Source organism: Nonomuraea sp. NPDC050536 (genome assembly GCF_044457685.1).
In the GTDB taxonomy this organism is placed as follows: domain Bacteria; phylum Actinomycetota; class Actinomycetes; order Streptosporangiales; family Streptosporangiaceae; genus Nonomuraea.
Window position 1 is genome coordinate 128,107 of the sequence record NZ_JBITHD010000016.1, and the last position, 17,366, is coordinate 145,472.

Genomic DNA, 17,366 nt, shown 5'->3' on the forward strand with positions numbered 1-17,366 from the left:
TGCCCGGCTGACGCACCCGGACAAGTGGTCCGTGTCCTCTTTCTACGTCGGATTCGCCCTGATGGGAACCCCCGAGAGCAAGACCTTTACTCGTGCGTGGACCGCCCCGGCGCCCATCACGCTCCGTGATCGCCTTTATGTGATCGTTATGGGGCAGCGAAAAAAACTTGGCGAAAATACGAGATTGCTCCTCGACGAAACTCGAGTCGATCGGGCAGCATACGGGGGTATCTCCCGAAACTGGAGCGACTGTGCACGGGATAGCTTTGCAAGTCCCTTGCCATGCTCTGGTCAAGTGTTGAAAGCTTTCTTCTGAAACGGGACCGGCTCTACCCCCCCGGAGCCGGACCGGTCAGGCGACCCCCGCTCTCCCCCCCGGCGGGGGTCGCCCCTTTTCCACAGGACTGCGGCTGTCCACAGAACGCCGCTCGGCTCGTCGCGGCCACGCCCGCCTGCCGCATCGTGTGGGCCATGAACCGTCCACTGGTCATCACCGAGGATCGCGAGCTGCTCGACGACCTGGTGCGCATCGCCGCGGCCGCCGGCATCACGCTCGACGTCTGTGACGCGCCCGCGCACGCCCGCCCGTTCTGGAACCTCGCGCCGCTGGTCGTGGTCGGCGGCGACCAGGCCGAGGCGGTGGCCGCGGCCTCGCCGCCCGTCCGCGACCGGGTGCTGGTGGTGACCCGCCAGGGCGCCGAGCCCGACGTGTGGCGCCGCTGCGTGGCGGTGGGCGCCCAGGGCGTGGTCGACCTGCCCGAGGGCGAGCGGCGACTGGTGGAGGAGTTCGCCGACGCCATGGAGCCGGAGCCGCGTTCCGGCGAGGTGCTCTGCGTGATCGGCGGGCGTGGCGGGGTGGGCGCCAGCGTGCTGTCGGCCTGCCTGGCGCTGCGCGCCTCCGCCGACGGGCTGCGCACGCTGCTGGTCGACGCCGACCCGCTCGGCGGCGGCATCGACGCGCTGCTCGGCAGGGAGGAGTCCACCGGCGCGCGCTGGGCTGACCTGGTCTCACGTGAGGGCAGGGTCGGCTCGTCCGCGCTGCGCGCCGCCCTGCCCTCCTTCGGCGACCTGGCCGTGCTGTCCTTCCACCGCGGCGAGGTGCGGGCGATTCCCGCCCAGGCCATGCGCTCGGTGCTGGAATCCGGGCAGCGCGGCTTCGACCTGGTCGTCGTCGACCTGCCGCGCCACCTCGACCCGGCTGCTATCGAGGCGCTCGGCCGCGCCAACGGCACGTACCTGGTGGTCACCGCCGACGTCCGCGGCGTGCTGGCCGCCGCCCAGGTGCTCGGCGAGGTCAGCCGCCACACGGCCGACGTACGGGCCGTCATCCGCCCCGGCGTGCTCGACGAGGAGGCGGTGACCGGTTCGCTCGGCATCCCGCCCGCGGGTCACCTTCCCGACCAGCCTCGGCTCACGGCCACGCTCAACCGCGGCGAGCTGCCCCAGCTCGGCCCGCGTACCGTGCTCGGCGGCTTCTGCTCGTCCCTGCTGCGCTCATGATCTCTCCCGAGCTGGTCGAGGCGGTCCGGGTACGGCTGGCCAGGGCGGGCGTCGAGCCGAGCGCCGCCCAGGTCGCCGTGGCGCTGCGGGCCGAGCGTTCGGTGTACGGCGACGCCGAGATCCTGGCCGTGGCCAGGGCCCTGTGCGCGGACCTGATCGGCGCGGGGCCGCTCGAGCCGCTGCTGGCCGAGCCGGAGGTGACCGACGTCCTGGTGAACGGGCCGCGCGAGGTCTGGGTCGACGACGGGCGCGGCCTGCGCCGCACCGCGGTCACGTTCCCCGACGACGGTGCGGTCCGGCGGCTGGCGCAGCGCCTGGCGGCCGCGGCGGGCAGGCGGCTCGACGACGCCTCACCGTACGTGGACGCCAGGCTCGCCGGCGGGGTCCGGCTGCACGCGGTGCTGCCGCCGGTCGCCTCCGGGGGCACGTGCGTGTCGCTCCGGCTGCCGCCGCGGCGCACGTTCGCCCTGCCGGACCTGGTGGACGGGCCCGCTCTCGAGGTGCTGTCCGCCGTGGTGTCGGCGCGGCTGGCGTTCCTCGTCACCGGCGGCACCGGCACGGGCAAGACGACCCTGCTGTCGGCCCTGCTGTCGCTGGCCGATCCCGGCGAGCGGCTCCTGCTGGTGGAGGACTCGGCCGAGCTGCGTCCATCGCATCCGCACGTGGTCCGGCTGGAGTCACGCCCCGCCAACCTCGAGGGCGCGGGCGGGGTCGGGCTGCGCGATCTCGTACGGCAGGCATTGCGGATGCGTCCTGATCGGGTGGTCGTGGGGGAGGTCCGCGGTCCGGAGGTCGTGGATCTGCTGGCCGCCTTGAACACCGGGCACGAGGGTGGGTGCGGGACCCTTCACGCCAACGCGGCGGGGGACGTGCCTGCTCGGCTGGAAGCACTGGGGTGCGCGGCCGGACTCAGCCGGGAGGCGGTGCACAGCCAGCTGGCCGCGGCTCTGGATGTGGTGGTCCACCTGTCCCGCGCCGGTGGTCGTCGGCGGGTTTCGGAGGTCTGCCTGCTGGCTCGGGGTTCTGCTGGGTTCGTTGAGGCGGTTCCGGCTCTGACCTTCGGGGTGGATGCGGCAACGCGGATGGGAGTCGGCTATCAGGCCTTGCGGGAGCGGGTGGGGGGATGGTGATCGTTGCCCTGCTGGCCGGTGTGGCCGTCTGGGTGTGGACCGGGCCGGATGCGGCTGCTGTACGGGTGGCGAGGCTGGTACCGGGGTTCCGGAAATTTCGTGTTACGTCGCTGATGCGGGTGATACGTCCGAGTCGGGCTCGGCGTGCCGAGGCTTGGCGGCGGGCTTCGATCGAGCTGTGCCAGGCGCTGTCCGCCGAGCTGGCCGCCGGCCGTACTCCCGGGGAGGCGGTGGCCCGCGCCGTCGGCGCGGTCGGCTTCCCCGACCCGTCGTCTCTGCGTCCCCTGCTGGCCGCGGCCCGCGACGGCGGCGACGTCTCCGCGGCCTTACTCGCCCTCGCCCCTCCCGCGGGAGGTGAGGGCCTGCGCCGTCTTGCCGCCTGCTGGGAGGTCAGCGTGTCTTCGGGAGCCGGTCTGGCCGGCCTGGTGGAGCGCGTGGCGACCACGCTGCGCCACGCCGAATCCCACCGCCAGGACGTGGCCGCCCAGCTGGCGGGCCCCCGTGCCACGGCCCGCATGCTCGCCGTACTCCCGGCCCTCGGGCTCCTCATGGGCGCGGGGCTGGGCATGCACCCCCTCGGGTTCCTCTTCGGAAGCCTGCCCGGCCTGGCCTGCCTGATCACCGGGACAGCCCTGGACGCCTGCGGCCTCTGGTGGACCCACCACATGACCACCCACGCCCTCCACACCCACCCACCCTCCTGACCACCGACCCCGCGCCCACCCCAACCCGCCCCACACCCCGATCCGAACCACTTCAGACCCACAACCGCCCCGCAAACCCTGCCGCGCTGTCCCACAACCGCACCGCTCGATCCCGCAACCGAACGAGGAGTCGTATCGCCGTGATCCTGCTCGCCCTGCTCTGCGCCTGTGCCGCCACCTGGCTCTGGATCCCACCCCCGACCGCCGCCGCCCGCCTGTCTCGACTCCTCCCGTCCAGCCCTGCTCGGACGGGTCCCACCGCATCACGGGCACCCGGATCACCCGCAGCTGAGCCGTACCCCGCGGACCCAACGTCCCCTGCGCCCTACCCCATCGGTTCGATGTCGGCCGCCCCATTCCAGTTCGGCCAGGAGACGGGCACGGCCTTCCGCCACGGCAGCGAGGCTGCAGCCTTCCACGGTGGCGGGCCGCTCGCGGCTTTCCGACATGGAGGCGGGGAGGTCGCAGCCTTCCATGGCGGCGGGCCGCTCGCGGTCTTCCGGCATGGCGGAGGGGAAGTCGCGGTCTTCCGGCATGGTGGTGGGGAGGTCGCAGCCTTCCGGCATGGCGGCGGGGAGGCGGCAGGCTTCAACGGTGGCGGGGCGGTCTCGGCTTTCCGCGGCAGGGAGGGCGCGGCCTTCAGTGCCGGGACGGCGACTGCCGGGCCATTCCGCGCCGCGACGGTTCCAGCCGGAGCGCCGCCGCACGGTGAGCTCGCTCGTATGCCGTGGTTCGCCAGACCCTTCTCACTTCACAAGCTGGACCGCCGTACGGTCACCACGGCCATCCCCATCGCCATCGCCTGCGGACTCCTGGTAGGCGGCATCCCGGGAATCGCGGTCGGCGCGGTCGCCTTCATCGTGACCGCCCTGATCCTCCACCACCGCGAACCCCCGGAGACCAAGCAAGTCCGCGCCCGGCTGACCGCCGACCTCCCCTTCGCCGTAGACCTGATGGCCGCCTGCCTCCAAGCCGGCCACCCCATCTCCACAGCCACCGAAACAGCCGCAACCGCCATCAAAGGCCCCCTAGGCGACCGCCTGGCGTGGATCAGCACCCAACTCCGCCTAGGCGCAGACCCCGCCCCCACCTGGACCTACCTGACCACAGACCCACCCACGGCCCCCCTGGGCCGAACCATGAGCCGCTCCGCCCAAACCGGCGCACCAGTAGCCGACGCCCTGACCCGCCTGGCCAACGAATCCCGAGACGCCGCCCGCGGAGCCGCCCTCGCCACGGCCCGCACAGTAGGCATCAAAGCCGTAGCCCCCCTCGGCCTCTGCTTCCTCCCAGCCTTCGTCCTCCTGGGCATCGTCCCCGTAGTAGCCGGCCTAGCCTCCACCATCACCCTCCCGTAACCCCCTCACCCCGCGCCCGCCTCCCATCACGCTTCGCCCAGCCCCGCCCTGCCTCCGCCCTGCCAGCCACCGACTCGGGGCACTGAGAGCACGTCGCGCCGCCACCCCTCGCGCCCCCACCTGTCGCGCCCCCACCCGTCGCGCTTCCGCCTCGACATGGCCCGCCTCCGCCCCACCTGCCACCGACTCGCCGCGCCGGGAGCAAGTCAGCCCAGTCCCTCGCGCCGCTACCCGTCCCGCCCCTGTGCGTCCCTCGGCGGTGCGTCGGTGCATGGGCATGCGGACACACGAGTGCCGCCAGCCGCCCTTTCCCGCTCTTTCGGGAGTAGACCGCCCCTTAACGCGCCCTCATGTCCCCACTCCGGGCATGCGGTGACAACAACGCGCGCTCTGCTCAGCGCTCGCCTGGCGCAACATGTCTCGCGGCAACGCGTGCCCCCTCGCTATGGCGCAGCTCAGAGCTCGGCGATGTGCGACCGTCCCGCAATGCTTCGGTCGAGGGGCGGGTTATCCACAGGCCAGGGCGGTCGAGCAGGGTTGTCCACAGAGCGGTGTTCGGCTCCGTGGGGACGTGGCCACATCGACGACCCTTGGACTCCCAAACGCCGGACGACCCGGCGCCCGAGCATCTGGGAGGCACCGATGCACGACCTGCTCACCCGCACACCCAGCCCGGAGCCACGCCCATCGTCGATGGCCTCACGCCTGCGGCACTGGTGGAAGGCCCGACTGATCATGTACGCGACCACCAACCGGGAGCGAGGCATGTCCACCGCCGAATACGCCGTGGGCACCATCGCCGCCTGCGCCTTCGCTGCCCTGCTCTTCAAGGTGGTCAGCAGCCCAGAGGTCCACGACATGCTCGCCAAACTCATCGACCGAGCTCTCAAGATCGCCGGATGACCCACCCTTCCACCAAGTCGGCCCGCCGAGCCCACCCCGGCCCGGCGGCCGACGCCCCACCGCACCCCGAGAACCCCACAGCCTCCATCGCCGAGGTCAACGCGGGCTCCGATGCGAGCGCGGGGGCCACGGCAAGCTCCAGTGCGAGCGCGGGGGCAAAGCCAGGCTCCGGCACGAGGGCAGAGGTCAACGCTGGCTCTGGTGCGAGCGCGGGGGCCAAGGCGGGCTCTGGTACGAGCGCCGGGGTGGCCTCGCGTACCAAGGAAGGCGGGGGTTTCTCCACGACGGCTAGCGCGGGCTCCATCGCGAGGGCAGGGGCCACATCTCACGCGAAGGGTGGAGCGAGTTCTGATGGGAGGGCTGGGGCTGTCTTCGGTGTGTGGCCTGGAAGGGCTCAGAGGCGGCGTGGGCGGGCTTCGCGGGGCTCGGTGACCATGGAGACGGCCGCGGTGCTTCCGGCGCTCATGGTGGTTCTGGCGGCCGCGCTGTGGGTGATCCAGGTTGTTGGGGTTCGCCTCGAATGCGTTGATGCAGCCCGTACGGCGGCGCGGGCATCAGCCCGTGGCGAGGACCTCGACCAGGTCCGAGCCGTAGCTCAAGCCGCCACCCGCCCGAACGCCCAGATCGCCATCACCCGCGACCCTGACCACACCAGAGTCGAGATCACGATCGAGGTACGACCCGCCTGGGGCCCCACGTTCCCAGCCATCCAAGTCTCAGCCACCGCCACAACCGACACAGAGCCCTAACCCCGAGAACCGAACACGGCCACCACAAGCTGGAGCCCACCGCTGGGGAGTTCAACCGTGCCCGACGCAACCGGAGGTCTAGGAGGAAGGTTGCCCACCACCACCACCACCAAGGACCGCGCGACTGCCACCGCTGCCAATGACCGCCAGACCGCCAACGTAGGCAAGGACCGCCAGACCGCCGCAACCGACATGGAGCCCCGGACCGCCACACCTGGCACCGAGCACGGGGCCCTGACCACTGGTAAGGACCGCCAGACTGCCGCAACTGAGGTGGAGCGCGGGATCGTCGCAACCGACACAGAGGGCGGGATCGCCTCACCTTGCATGGAGCGCGGGACCCTGACTGCTGGCACGGATCGCCAGGTTGCCGCAAGCGGCATGGAGCGCCGGACCGCCACAGCTGGCATTGAGCGCGGGGCCCTGACCACTGGTAAGGATCGCCGGACTGCCGCAACTGAGGTGGAGCGCGGGACCGTCGCAACCGACACAGAGGGTACGGACCGTGGGTATGTGATCGCTGGCAGGGGTTGTGGGGCCGCGACCGCTGGACGGGAACGCAGGGCCGCGAGCGTTGGCAGGGAGCGTGGGGTCGTGACTGCTGGCGGGGAGCGTGGGTCTGCGACGTTGTGGGGAGTGACGGCCATGGCTCTGCTGATGGCGGTCGCCACGATCACTGCCACGGTGGGGGCTGTTCGCGTGGCTCGTCACAAGGTCTACGACGCCGCCGACCTCAGCGCCTTGGCAGCCGCCCGGCTGGCTCTGGCCGATCCCGAGGGCGCTTGTGCCCGAGCTGCCCGACTCGCCCGCCAGAACGGCGTAACCCTCGACCGATGCATCATCACCGACGAGATAGCCGACGTGTGGACCTCGATCTCGATCTCCATCCCCGGCCTGGGCCCGCGAACGGTGATCGGCCGAGCGCGTGCCGGCCCCGCCCAACCGGCACCCAGCATCCCGCCGTAACCCTCGCCTTAGCGACGCAAAGAAGTCCTCTGTAGGCAACGAGTCCGGTGGTGGCGTGTGGTGAATCGCGTGGTTGCGAATAAGGGTGGGGGCTAAATGGGTGAATGGGGCTTGTGGGGGAGAAGGGGCTAGGTCGCAATCGAATCACGACTTCTTAGACGCGGTGTCCAAGAGTTGGAAATCTCACATAAGGTGCCGCTTACCCTCGGTCCATGCCGTCTGGGGCGGAATTCCGGAGATGCCGGTGCCGGCTCGCTAAGGTGCGGAGCCGGGGGTGGTCGGTAATCGTATCGGCCGGGGGACTGCACTTCCGGTCGCCGCGTGGGCGCCCCGAGCGGGTGGCCGGGCGGCGGCGAGCTCTCGATGAAGGGAAGCGTCGTGACGGCGGTTGGCAGGATGACGGCTGCGGCGGTGATCGTGGCGGGTTCCATCATGCTCGGTGGCACCGCTCACGCTGCCGTGGCGGCACGGCAGGCCGCGCCGGTCCAGCTTGCTGTGCGCGAGGCGGAATCTGGGCAGATCACCTCGCCGTCGGACGGCCAGGTGATCACGAGCGGATCCGTGCCGATCTCCGCGCATACCGGGATGATGCAGCTCAGCATGGCTCTGTACGTCGAGGGTCCGTCCACGCCCAGGCAGAAGGTCGCCAGCGGTGGCGCGAACCAGACGTTGTCGGGCACCTTCGACGCCGGAAGCGCGCCGAACGGCACCTTCACCGTGACCCTCAAGGGTGAGATCACCGGGACGACCTACTCCACGAGCACGTTCAAACTGAAGCGCCCCGCCACCGCACCGAGCGGCGTGAACGCCGCGCTGCAGGGCAAGAACAAGATCGTCGTGACCTGGAGCAAGGGCTCGGAGCCCGATCTCCAGTCGTACGAGGTCTCCACCACGCAGTCCGGCATCGTGGGCCGCCTCGGCACCGACAGCGCGTGCTCTGGCTCCACCTGCAAGGCGACGCTCGCCGTACCGGCCAAGGCCGAAGGACAGAAGGTCGGATTCACGGTCAAGGCGTACCGGGGTGACGGCGACGGAGGGTCGATCGCCTCCAGCAGCTCAAGCCCGGCTTACGTGACGATCCCGGCGGCGGTGCAGCCGAAGAAGACCAAGAGCCCCACGAACCAGCAGTCTCCCAAGACGACCACGCAGAACCTGCCGACCCTCCCCAACGGCAAGAAGCAGACGCTGCCGACGGTCATCCCGACGCACCGGGCGGTTCCCAAGAATTCCAACAAGCTGCCGGCCATGCCCAACACCGACCCGAAGGGCAACTTCCCGCTGCCGACGGCTACCGAGGGCACCAACGACGGCCTCACGCCGGACACGAGCAAGACCGGGACGACCCCCGCCGACTCGCAGGTCAAGGCGCAGTCGTCCGAGTCGCCGATGGGCAATATCGGGCAGTACGGGCTCTATGTCGCCGGTGGATTGCTCCTCCTGCTGCTCGCGGCGCACGGTGGTGCGTGGGCACGCCGCAGGGCGCTGGCCGCGAACGGCGGCGGGGCCGCGGCGGCGGCGCCGTCGGTTGCCGTTCCCCCCGCGGGCGACGGGCCGAGGTTCGCCGAGAGCGTCCCGCCCACCACTACTGCGCCGCGCCGCCCCGCCGTCGTCCTGGCGGTCGCCAAGACCCGGACCACCGACACCGGGTCGAGCGATGCCCAGGGTGATCAGGCCAAGGACGAGGCGCGGACGAAGGTGCCCGAGCAGGCCCGCGTGGAGCCCGCCGCGCTCGCGCGCTACCTGAGCACCGACGACGTCTCCGAGGGTCGTCCGGAGCCCGTCCGGATCGCCCTGCCGAGCTCGGCGGTGACCGTGATGCCCGAAGGGTCCGTGACGCCGCCCGCCGTACGGATCGAGGACCGCTGGGACGACTACCTGCCGCCGTCGCCGCGCGCGATGGAGGACAGCGGCTTCTGGGAGCGCCCCGCCCCTGGCGACTTCTGGGCCGCCGACGAGGACCCCGCCTACGCCCGCCGCGCCGAGGAAAGCTGACCTCTCCGTCATCACGCTCGCGGTGCGATGCTTCCGCGCGGTGCACGGTGCTCGTGTGGGTTTGACGCTTGTTGTGCGGCCGGTCGTGATGTGTTCTGACGTGCTGTTATATGGCTGGTCGTGATGTGTTCTGACGTGCTGATATGCGGCTGGCTATGACGTGATCTGACGTGCTGTGGCTGGTTGTCATGTGATCTTGGCGTGCTCTCGTACGGCTGATTTGATGTGCTCTTGTACGGCGAGCCGTCCCACCGCCAGTCGCCGGCCAGGGTTGGCCGCCTCCAGGGAGACGCTCGCCGACCCGCACGCGCCGGCCGCCGTAACGCCGCTTTCTGCCCGCCTCCCAGGGATCTCATGGGCTTCTGCCCGCATCCCTGGGGTCCTTTGGGCTTCTGCCGCATTCCAGGGGGCTTTCGGGGTCCGCGTGCCGCGCGCATCGTGGGCCCGGCTTCGGCAAGGGTGGGTCATCGCCGCAGGAGCCTGGTGACGGTGACCCTCGGAATCAGTGGCGCTAGTGGGGGGCTAAGAGGGTGGCCAGGAGGCGGAGGGCGCCTTGTTTGTCCAGGGGGTCGTTGCCGTTTCCGCATTTGGGGGACTGGATGCAGGACGGGCAGCCGCGATCGCATTCGCAGGAGGCGATGGCTTCGCGGGTGGCCGTGAGCCAGTCCCTCGCGCGGGCGTAGCCACGTTCCGCGAAGCCGGCGCCGCCTTCGTGGCCGTCGTACACGAAGACCGTGAGCAGGCCCGTGTCCGCGTGCAGTTCGGTCGAGACGCCGCCGATGTCCCAGCGGTCGCACGTGGCGAACAGCGGCAGCAGGCCGATCGAGGCGTGCTCCGCCGCGTGGGCGGCCCCGCCGAGGTCGAGGCCCTCGGCGGCGAGCGCCGCCACCTCTGTGGCGGGCAGCGTCCACCAGACCGCGCGCGTGCGCAGCGTACGCGGCGGGAGGTCCAGCGGCTCGTCGCCGAGCACCTCGCCGGACTGGAGGCGGCGCTTGAGGTACGAGACGACCTGCCGCGTCACCTCGACCTCGCCGAAGTGCAGGCTGCCGGAGCCGAGGGGGCGCGAGCGCAGCGACGCCAGCACGGAGATCTCGGTGACATCCCGGGCGAAGGTCGTGTAATCGGGCTCCGCCGCCGCCACGAGCGCGACGCCCTCCTCCAGGTCGAGCTGCTCGACCAGGAAGGTCTCGCCCTGGTGCAGGTAGACGGCGCCGGTGTGGACGGTGGTGTGCGCGGACGGTTCGTCCACGCTGCCGAGCAAGCGTCCGGTGGAGGATTCGACGACCTGGATGGGCGCGCCACCTCCGCCTCGAATATCGGCCAGGTCTGTGGCCCGCTCTCGTCGTGTCCAAAACCAGCCGGCGGGACGCTTGCGGAGCAGGCCGTCGGTGACCAGACCATCCAGGACCTCGCCGGCCGTGTCGCCGAAGATCAGCAGGTCGTCGTCCGTCAGCGGGATCTCGGCGGCGGCCGCGCACAGGTGCGGGCCCAGGACGTACGGGTTGCTCGGGTCGAGCACGATGGCTTCAACCGGCTGTCCGAAAAGGGCCTGCGGGTGGTGGACCAGGTAGGTGTCGAGGGGGTCGTCTCGGGCGATCAGTACGGCGAGCGCGTCCTGGCCGTCGCGGCCCGCCCGGCCCGCCTGTTGCCAGAGTGATGCCCTGGTGCCCGGCCAGCCCGCTATGAGCACCGCGTCCAGGCCTGAGACGTCTACGCCGAGTTCGAGGGCATTCGTGGTGGCCAGGCCCATGAGGGTGCCCGCCCGCAGCGCCTTCTCCAGCAGCCTCCGGTCCTCGGCCAGGTAGCCGGCGCGGTAGGCGGCGACCTTGTTCGGCAACTCGACCCACTCAGGCTCGGTGTACGGCTCGGCCTCCCCGAGGGCGTCTCCCGCGCGGCTTCCCCCGGCCCCCGGGGCTTCCACTGCAGAGGGGCGGGAACCGGTGGGGTTCGAGGGGTTGCGCGCCGTGCGCGTTGCGCCGGGGTCCGCCGTGGGGGTGTTCGCCGTACCGGCGCCAGGGACGGGGGAGGTGGGGGGAGCCACGCTGAGGTCCGCGGTGGAGGCCGGTGGTGCGGCAGGGGAGGCCGCGTCGGTGCCGTCTTGGGGCGTGACGGAGGTTGCAGGGGCGGTCGTCGAGAGCGTGGCCCTGGCTTCCGTGGTGGTGGGGCGGGACGCGGGGGGTTCCGAGGGGTTGGGGGCCGTGCGGGTTGCGCCGGGGTCCGCCGTTGGGGTGTTCGCCGTATCGGCGCCAGGGACGGGGGTGGCAGAGGAGGCAGCGCCGGGGGCCGGGCTCGCCGTACCGGCGCCGGGGATGGTGGTGGCATGTGGGAGGGGCGCTGCTGGGGGCGTGGGGGGGCTTGTGGGGGCGTTGGAGGGGGTTGCGGGTGGGGGGTGGGGGGTGGCGGAGAGGGTTAGGGCTACGTCGGCGAGTTTGGCGCGGGCCGAAAGGGCGACCGTTTCCGCGCCTCGGCGGGAGCGGACGAAGGCGAGGGTGCGGACGTCCGCGAGGACGAGGTCCGCGAGGAGGTCCGCCGCTTCGGCGGTGGCCGTGCGGCGGACCGGGGCGCCGCCTTCGCCGCGGAGGTCCGTCAGAGGCGGCTCCCAGAGAGCGATGGTGGTCGAACCCCTGGGCGAGGCGTCCTCCGTCACCTCGGACATGTCCAGCCCTGTCAGGCGCCGCCCGAAGAGCCCGGGTTCCGAGGCCGTGGCGGAGGCGAGGAAGAACACGGGATGCGTGCCGTACCGGGCGCTGACGCGGCGCAGTCGCCGCAGGATCTGCGCGACGTGGGAGCCGAAGACCCCGCGGTACCCGTGGCACTCGTCCACGACGACGAGCCGCAACCGCCGGAAGAACGACGACCACTGGGCGTGCCGCGGCAGCACGCTCCGATGGAGCATGTCTGGATTTGTCAGGACGTAGTTGGCGTGCTGGCGGACCCACGTCCGCTCCTCGAACGGCGTGTCCCCGTCGAAGCAGGCCGCCCGCACCTGCGTGATACGCAACTCGCGCACCGACCGGAACTGGTCGGCCGCCAGCGCCTTGGTGGGCGTCAGGTACAGCACCGTGCCGCCGTCCAGGCACGCGGCCACCGCCGGGGCGAGGTACGCCAGGGACTTCCCGGACGCCGTACCGGTGGAAATGATCACGTTTCGGCCACGATGGGCCAGGTCGGCCGCTTCGTACTGGTGTGGCCAGAGACCCGATATGCTCCGGTTCGCCGAGCGCGTAACGAGCACTTCGGGGGTCCATTTGGGCCATCCCACTTGACCCGCCTGACGTGCTGGAACATGCTCCACATGAGTGACGCGCTCATGACGTGCGGGAACGCCGAGCAGGTGGTGGAGGAGTGGACCTGGCCGGTGTGGGGAGGAAGCGAAGGAAGTCACTGTTTCCAGTCTGGCATCCATGGGCAAAGTCGCCGGGAATCGTGATTTCGTATAGACACAAGCCAGACGCATGGTTGAATGCCGCGCGTCAGGGTCCGACGGTCGGGAGCCCCGCTCCAGACTGCCAGGCCCGCAAGGGTACTTTCGCAGGCGAGGCGCTGGAGGATCTGTGGATCTGAAGCTGGATCACCACAACGAGGACCGACTCACCATCGTGGAGGTCGAGGGTGAGATCGATGTCTACACCGCGCCGAGATTGCGTGAGCTGCTGATCGACCTGGTGAACAAGGGCAACTTCCACCTCCTGGTGAACATGGAGAAGGTCGACTTCCTCGACTCCACCGGTCTCGGTGTGCTGGTCGGCGGGCTCAAGCGGGTGCGTGCTCACGACGGCTCGCTGGAGCTGGTCTGCACGCAGGAGCGTATTCTGAAGATCTTCCGGATCACGGGTCTGACCAAGGTCTTCGGGATCTACGCTTCGGTCGACGAGGCCAAGGAAGCTCACGGCAAAGACAAGTAGTGATGGCTACCGTCGAGCTGACGTTCAGCGCTCTCCCCGCGCACGTGCGGACCGCCCGGCTGGTGGCCACGGCGATCGCACGCCGTACGGGCGTTGAGGAGTCCTTGCTGGACGAGGTCAGGCTCGCTGTGGGCGAGGCGTGTTCCCGGGCGGTCGAGGCGCACCGCGCCCACTGTCCGGGCGAGCCGATCCGGATCGAGCTGCGCGACGACGCGGGCCGGTTCGAGGTCACCGTCAGCGACCAGGCCCCCAGTGACGAGACCGACCACGAGCAGCCAGTGGATCTCGGCCTGCTCTCCGAGTCGTTCACCTCCGGATTCGGCATCGCCGTGATCGCCGGCCTTGCCGACGACGTGGAGGTCTTCCCCAGCCCCAAGGGCATGCGCATCCGTATGAGCTGGCCTGCCGCCCCCAACGCGGCCCCGGTCTGAGCACTCACCCCGGTTTACGGTCGGCACCTAACTAGGTGTTGTCATGACCGTAAACCGGGGGAAATTACGGTTGTCAAGGCATGATTCAGGCCATAGCCAGGGCCTAACCGAACGTTCCTCCAAATGGCCTGCTCCAGAGCCTTCATATCCACGCAGGCCGTGCGTAGACTCCCGGCACCGGCCAAGGTGATCCGGCATAACTGCGGACTCAACTGGAAGCGGCACCCACAGCCCGGATGGTGCCGCACCGCCCGACGACATTCGCAGCACCACCGGGCAGGACGTACCAGTCTTGCCGAGGAGAACGGATGTTTAGGCACTTGCTGGCGATGGAGCCGGCGTCCAATCTGGCCCTGAGCGGTAACAATCTCACCATCGTGATCGTGGTCGCCGCGGTCGCCCTCATCGCCCTCGCCGTAGCCGGCGGCCTGGTGCGCGAGGTGCTGTCCGCCGACCAAGGCACCGAGCGCATGCAGAACATCGCCCGGGCCGTCCAGGAAGGAGCCTCCGCGTATCTGGCGCGGCAGTTCCGCACACTGGCGATCTTCGTCGTCCTGATCCCCTTCCTCTTGTTCCTGCTACCGGGCGAGACCGATATCCGCATCGGCCGCTCGATCTTCTTCGTGGTGGGCGCGGTGTTCTCCGCGCTGACCGGGTTCATGGGTATGTGGCTGGCCGTGCGGGGCAACGTCCGCGTCGCCGCCGCGGCCCGCGAGGCCGGCGAGAAGCGGGCGATGCGGATCGCCTTCCGTACGGGCGGCGTGGCCGGCATGTTCACCGTGGGCCTCGGCCTGCTGGGCGCCGCGGTCGTCGTCCTGATCTACCGTGGCGACGCCCCGAGCGTGCTCGAGGGCTTCGGCTTCGGCGCGGCGCTGCTCGCGATGTTCATGCGAGTCGGCGGCGGCATCTTCACCAAGGCCGCGGACGTCGGTGCCGACCTGGTCGGCAAGGTCGAGCAGGGCATCCCCGAGGACGACCCGCGCAACGCGGCGACCATCGCCGACAACGTGGGCGACAACGTCGGTGACTGCGCGGGCATGGCCGCCGACCTGTTCGAGTCGTACGCCGTCATGCTGGTCGCCAGCCTCATCCTGGGCAAGGTCGCCTTCGGCGAGCAGGGTCTGATCTTCCCGCTGATCGTTCCCATGATCGGTGTGCTCACCGCCATCATCGGCATCTTCGTCACCCGCCTGCGCGACAAGGACCGCAACGGCATGGCGGCGATCAACCGCAGCTTCTTCATCTCGGCCGCGATCTCCGCGGTGCTGGTGGCGGGCGCGGCGTTCTGGTACCTGCCCGACAGCTTCAGCGGGCTGACCGGCTCGGCCGTGCAGTCGACCGCCAGTCCGCGCCTCATCGCGATCGGCGCGGTGCTCATCGGCCTGGTCCTGGCCAGCGCCATCCAGCTGCTCACCGGCTACTTCACCGAGACCAACCGGCGCCCGGTGAAGGAGATCGCCGCGAGCTCGGTCACCGGTGCCGCCACGGTCATCCTGTCCGGCATCAGCGTCGGCCTGGAATCGGCGGTCTACTCGGCGCTCATCATCGGCGGCGCGGTCTACGGCGCGTTCCTGCTCGGCTTCGGGAACGTGACGATCGCGCTGTTCGCGGTCGCGCTGGCGGGCACGGGTCTGCTGACCACGGTCGGCGTCATCGTCTCGATGGACACCTTCGGTCCCGTCTCCGACAACGCGCAGGGCATCGCCGAGATGTCCGGCGACGTCGAGGGCGAGGGCGCCCGGGTGCTCACCAGCCTGGACGCGGTCGGCAACACCACCAAGGCCATCACCAAGGGCATCGCGATCGCCACGGCCGTGCTGGCGGCGACCGCGCTGTTCGGAGCCTTCCGCACCTCGGTCGAGACCGAGCTCGCGGCGGCCACCACGTCGGTCAAGAACGCGCTCGGCACGTTCTCGACCTTCAGCCTCAGCATCGACCAGCCCAACGTGCTCGTCGGCCTGATCATCGGCGCGGCGGTCGTGTTCCTGTTCTCCGGTCTGGCGATCATGGCCGTGGGCCGCGCCGCCATGCGGGTGGTCTTCGAGGTCCGCGACCAGTTCCGCAACAAGCCCGGCATCATGGACGGCACGGAGACGCCCGAGTACGGCCGCGTCGTCGACATCTGCACCCGCGACTCGCTCCGCGAGCTGGCCACGCCCGGACTGCTGGCGGTCATGACGCCGATCGCGGTCGGCTTCGCCCTCGGCTACCCCTCGCTCGGCGCGTTCCTCGCGGGCGCGATCGCGTGCGGCACGCTGATGGCGGTCTTCCTGGCCAACTCCGGCGGCGCCTGGGACAACGCCAAGAAGCTCGTCGAGGACGGCCACTACGGCGGCAAGGGCTCCGAGGCCCACGCCGCCACGGTCATCGGCGACACGGTCGGCGACCCGTTCAAGGACACCGCGGGCCCGGCCATCAACCCGCTGATCAAGGTGATGAACCTGGTCGCACTCCTGGTGGCTCCCGCCGTCGTGCTGTACGCCGGCAACCCGGCGGTCCGCATCGTCGTCACCGTCGTCTCGGTGGGGGTCGTCGTGGGCGCCATCATCATCTCCAAGCGCCGCTCGGCCGCGGTCGAGCCCGCCAACGACAACAACCGCGAACAGGCTCCGGTCGCGTCGTAGCTCATCCCGTAAACGCCCGTCCTCGCCATCCGCGCGAGGACGGGCGTTTTCCTTTCCCCGAGGTCCTGCACGGCGAGTTCTCGAGGTCTTTAAGGCCGAGTTCTCAACTCTTGTACGGCGAGCCGCCCCATCCGGCCGCCCGCCGCACTTCGGCTCAGGACCTGCGCCCGGCGCTTCCGGCGAGTCGGGGACTGCTGCCCGCCGCCACGGCGCTTCGTCATCGTGGCGCGCCGGGCCCCGGCTCGTCGCCGTACATGGCGCCGCCCTTCGCCGTACGCCGTCCCGCCGACCCGGCGCCTGGAAGGGCGAGCCCATGGGCGCCAGCACCGCCCATGCGGGTCCCAGCCGTACAGCACCGCCTATGCGGGTCCCAGTCGTGCAACACCGCCCAAGCAGGTCTTAGCCGTACAAGGCGTACAAAGAGCGCTCGAGAGGACGGAGACACATCGGGGATCACAAGTCGTCAAGGGCGTCTTCGTGAGGGACTGGGGGCTCCCGGTGGGAGACTGGGCGGATGGAAGACAGGCCGCCGACCGGCGGCAAGACGCTGGCGCTCATCCTCCTGGCGATGCTGGTGATCCTTGCTGTGATCGTCGCGCTCGCCACCTGGGCGTCGAGGGGTGGGTGATCGCGTGCGCAGGCTGATCGTGTTCCGGCACGCGAAGGCCGCCCAGGTGCCGGGGCTGGACGACCGCGAGCGCCCGCTGACCGAGCGGGGCGAGACGGACGCCAGGCGGGCGGGGAACGAGATCCGAGGTCTGGGGCTGCAGCCCGACCTGGTGCTGTGCTCGCCGTCGCTGCGCACCAAGCAGACGGCCGAGCTGGCCTTCCCCGGAGGGCCGATCAGCTTCGAGACGGAGATCTACCAGGCCTATCCGGAGGAGCTGCTCGAGCTGGTCCGGGGGGCCGATCCGGAGTTCGACACGGTGGTGCTGTGCGGCCACAATCCGGGCGTCCACGAGCTGGCGATCGCGCTGGCGGGCGGTGAGTACCCGTTCAGGCCCGGCGCGTTCGCCGTGATCGAGGTCGATTCGCCGTGGGTAGACCTCTGGCCAGGGGAGGGACGCCTGGCGACACGCTGGGATCCCAAGGGGGTCTAGACAC

The 17,366-nt window shown here is 70.4% G+C and carries 13 protein-coding genes; 12 read left to right on the top strand and 1 reads right to left on the bottom strand.

The window, feature by feature from the left end; translation table 11 throughout:
- Nucleotides 1–471 precede the first annotated feature (471 nt).
- From ssd to ACIBHX_RS36580, 8 genes are all read left to right on the top strand, one after another.
- Nucleotides 472–1,500: a septum site-determining protein Ssd gene (ssd, locus tag ACIBHX_RS36545; RefSeq protein WP_397072003.1), complete on the top strand. Its 1,029-nt coding sequence runs from the start codon at nt 472–474 to the stop codon at nt 1,498–1,500.
- Nucleotides 1,497–2,630 carry a TadA family conjugal transfer-associated ATPase gene (locus ACIBHX_RS36550; RefSeq protein ID WP_397072004.1) on the top strand — a complete coding sequence of 378 codons (1,134 nt, stop codon included), beginning with the start codon at nt 1,497–1,499 and terminating at the stop codon, nt 2,628–2,630. Before ssd ends, ACIBHX_RS36550 begins: the two co-directional genes overlap by 4 nt.
- Entirely contained in the window at nt 2,624–3,334 is a 711-nt protein-coding gene (locus tag ACIBHX_RS36555; RefSeq protein ID WP_397072005.1) for a type II secretion system F family protein, read from the top strand. The genes ACIBHX_RS36550 and ACIBHX_RS36555 overlap by 7 nt, the downstream gene beginning before the upstream one ends.
- 341 nt (nt 3,335–3,675) lie before the next feature.
- On the top strand, nt 3,676–4,692 hold the full coding sequence (locus tag ACIBHX_RS36560) for a type II secretion system F family protein (RefSeq protein ID WP_397072006.1): 1,017 nt from the start codon (nt 3,676–3,678) through the stop codon (nt 4,690–4,692).
- Between the two features lie 642 nt (nt 4,693–5,334).
- Nucleotides 5,335–5,595, top strand: a complete 261-nt coding sequence (locus ACIBHX_RS36565) for a DUF4244 domain-containing protein (RefSeq protein WP_397072007.1) — start codon at nt 5,335–5,337, stop codon at nt 5,593–5,595.
- A gap of 434 nt (nt 5,596–6,029) precedes the next feature.
- On the top strand, nt 6,030–6,344 hold the full coding sequence (locus ACIBHX_RS36570) for a TadE family type IV pilus minor pilin (protein ID WP_397072118.1): 315 nt from the start codon (nt 6,030–6,032) through the stop codon (nt 6,342–6,344).
- Between the two features lie 381 nt (nt 6,345–6,725).
- Nucleotides 6,726–7,310 (top strand): Rv3654c family TadE-like protein, encoded by a 585-nt coding sequence (locus ACIBHX_RS36575; protein WP_397072119.1) that lies wholly within the window; start codon nt 6,726–6,728, stop codon nt 7,308–7,310.
- A 378-nt stretch (nt 7,311–7,688) separates the two neighbouring features.
- Nucleotides 7,689–9,302, top strand: coding sequence for a hypothetical protein (locus ACIBHX_RS36580; RefSeq protein ID WP_397072008.1), 1,614 nt, complete (start codon nt 7,689–7,691; stop codon nt 9,300–9,302).
- Nucleotides 9,303–9,813: 511 nt separating this feature from the next.
- Here ACIBHX_RS36580 and ACIBHX_RS36585 read toward each other — a convergent pair.
- Nucleotides 9,814–12,447 (bottom strand): DEAD/DEAH box helicase, encoded by a 2,634-nt coding sequence (locus tag ACIBHX_RS36585; RefSeq protein ID WP_397072009.1) that lies wholly within the window; start codon nt 12,445–12,447, stop codon nt 9,814–9,816.
- Between the two features lie 409 nt (nt 12,448–12,856).
- On the opposite strand from ACIBHX_RS36585, the gene ACIBHX_RS36590 reads away from it, so the two are divergent.
- The 4 genes from ACIBHX_RS36590 (at nt 12,857) to ACIBHX_RS36605 (ending at nt 17,362) form a co-directional block, all read left to right on the top strand.
- Complete coding sequence (locus ACIBHX_RS36590) at nt 12,857–13,207, top strand: STAS domain-containing protein (RefSeq protein WP_020542579.1); 351 nt, start codon at nt 12,857–12,859, stop codon at nt 13,205–13,207.
- A 2-nt stretch (nt 13,208–13,209) separates the two neighbouring features.
- Nucleotides 13,210–13,638, top strand: coding sequence for an ATP-binding protein (locus tag ACIBHX_RS36595; protein WP_397072010.1), 429 nt, complete (start codon nt 13,210–13,212; stop codon nt 13,636–13,638).
- Between the two features lie 308 nt (nt 13,639–13,946).
- Nucleotides 13,947–16,262, top strand: a complete 2,316-nt coding sequence (locus ACIBHX_RS36600; protein WP_397072011.1) for a sodium-translocating pyrophosphatase — start codon at nt 13,947–13,949, stop codon at nt 16,260–16,262.
- 632 nt (nt 16,263–16,894) lie between these two features.
- On the top strand, nt 16,895–17,362 hold the full coding sequence (locus ACIBHX_RS36605; RefSeq protein ID WP_397072012.1) for a SixA phosphatase family protein: 468 nt from the start codon (nt 16,895–16,897) through the stop codon (nt 17,360–17,362).
- The last annotated feature ends 4 nt before the right edge of the window (nt 17,363–17,366 follow it).

Coding starts and splice junctions, on each gene's coding strand:
- ACIBHX_RS36555 (WP_397072005.1), top strand. CDS start 2,624: ATGGTGATCGTTGCCCTGCTGGCCGGTGTGGCCGTCTGGGTGTGGACC.
- ACIBHX_RS36550 (WP_397072004.1), top strand. CDS start 1,497: ATGATCTCTCCCGAGCTGGTCGAGGCGGTCCGGGTACGGCTGGCCAGG.
- ACIBHX_RS36575 (WP_397072119.1), top strand. CDS start 6,726: ATGGAGCGCCGGACCGCCACAGCTGGCATTGAGCGCGGGGCCCTGACC.
- ACIBHX_RS36560 (WP_397072006.1), top strand. CDS start 3,676: ATGTCGGCCGCCCCATTCCAGTTCGGCCAGGAGACGGGCACGGCCTTC.
- ACIBHX_RS36600 (WP_397072011.1), top strand. CDS start 13,947: ATGTTTAGGCACTTGCTGGCGATGGAGCCGGCGTCCAATCTGGCCCTG.
- ACIBHX_RS36570 (WP_397072118.1), top strand. CDS start 6,030: ATGGAGACGGCCGCGGTGCTTCCGGCGCTCATGGTGGTTCTGGCGGCC.
- ssd (WP_397072003.1), top strand. CDS start 472: ATGAACCGTCCACTGGTCATCACCGAGGATCGCGAGCTGCTCGACGAC.
- ACIBHX_RS36565 (WP_397072007.1), top strand. CDS start 5,335: ATGCACGACCTGCTCACCCGCACACCCAGCCCGGAGCCACGCCCATCG.
- ACIBHX_RS36595 (WP_397072010.1), top strand. CDS start 13,210: ATGGCTACCGTCGAGCTGACGTTCAGCGCTCTCCCCGCGCACGTGCGG.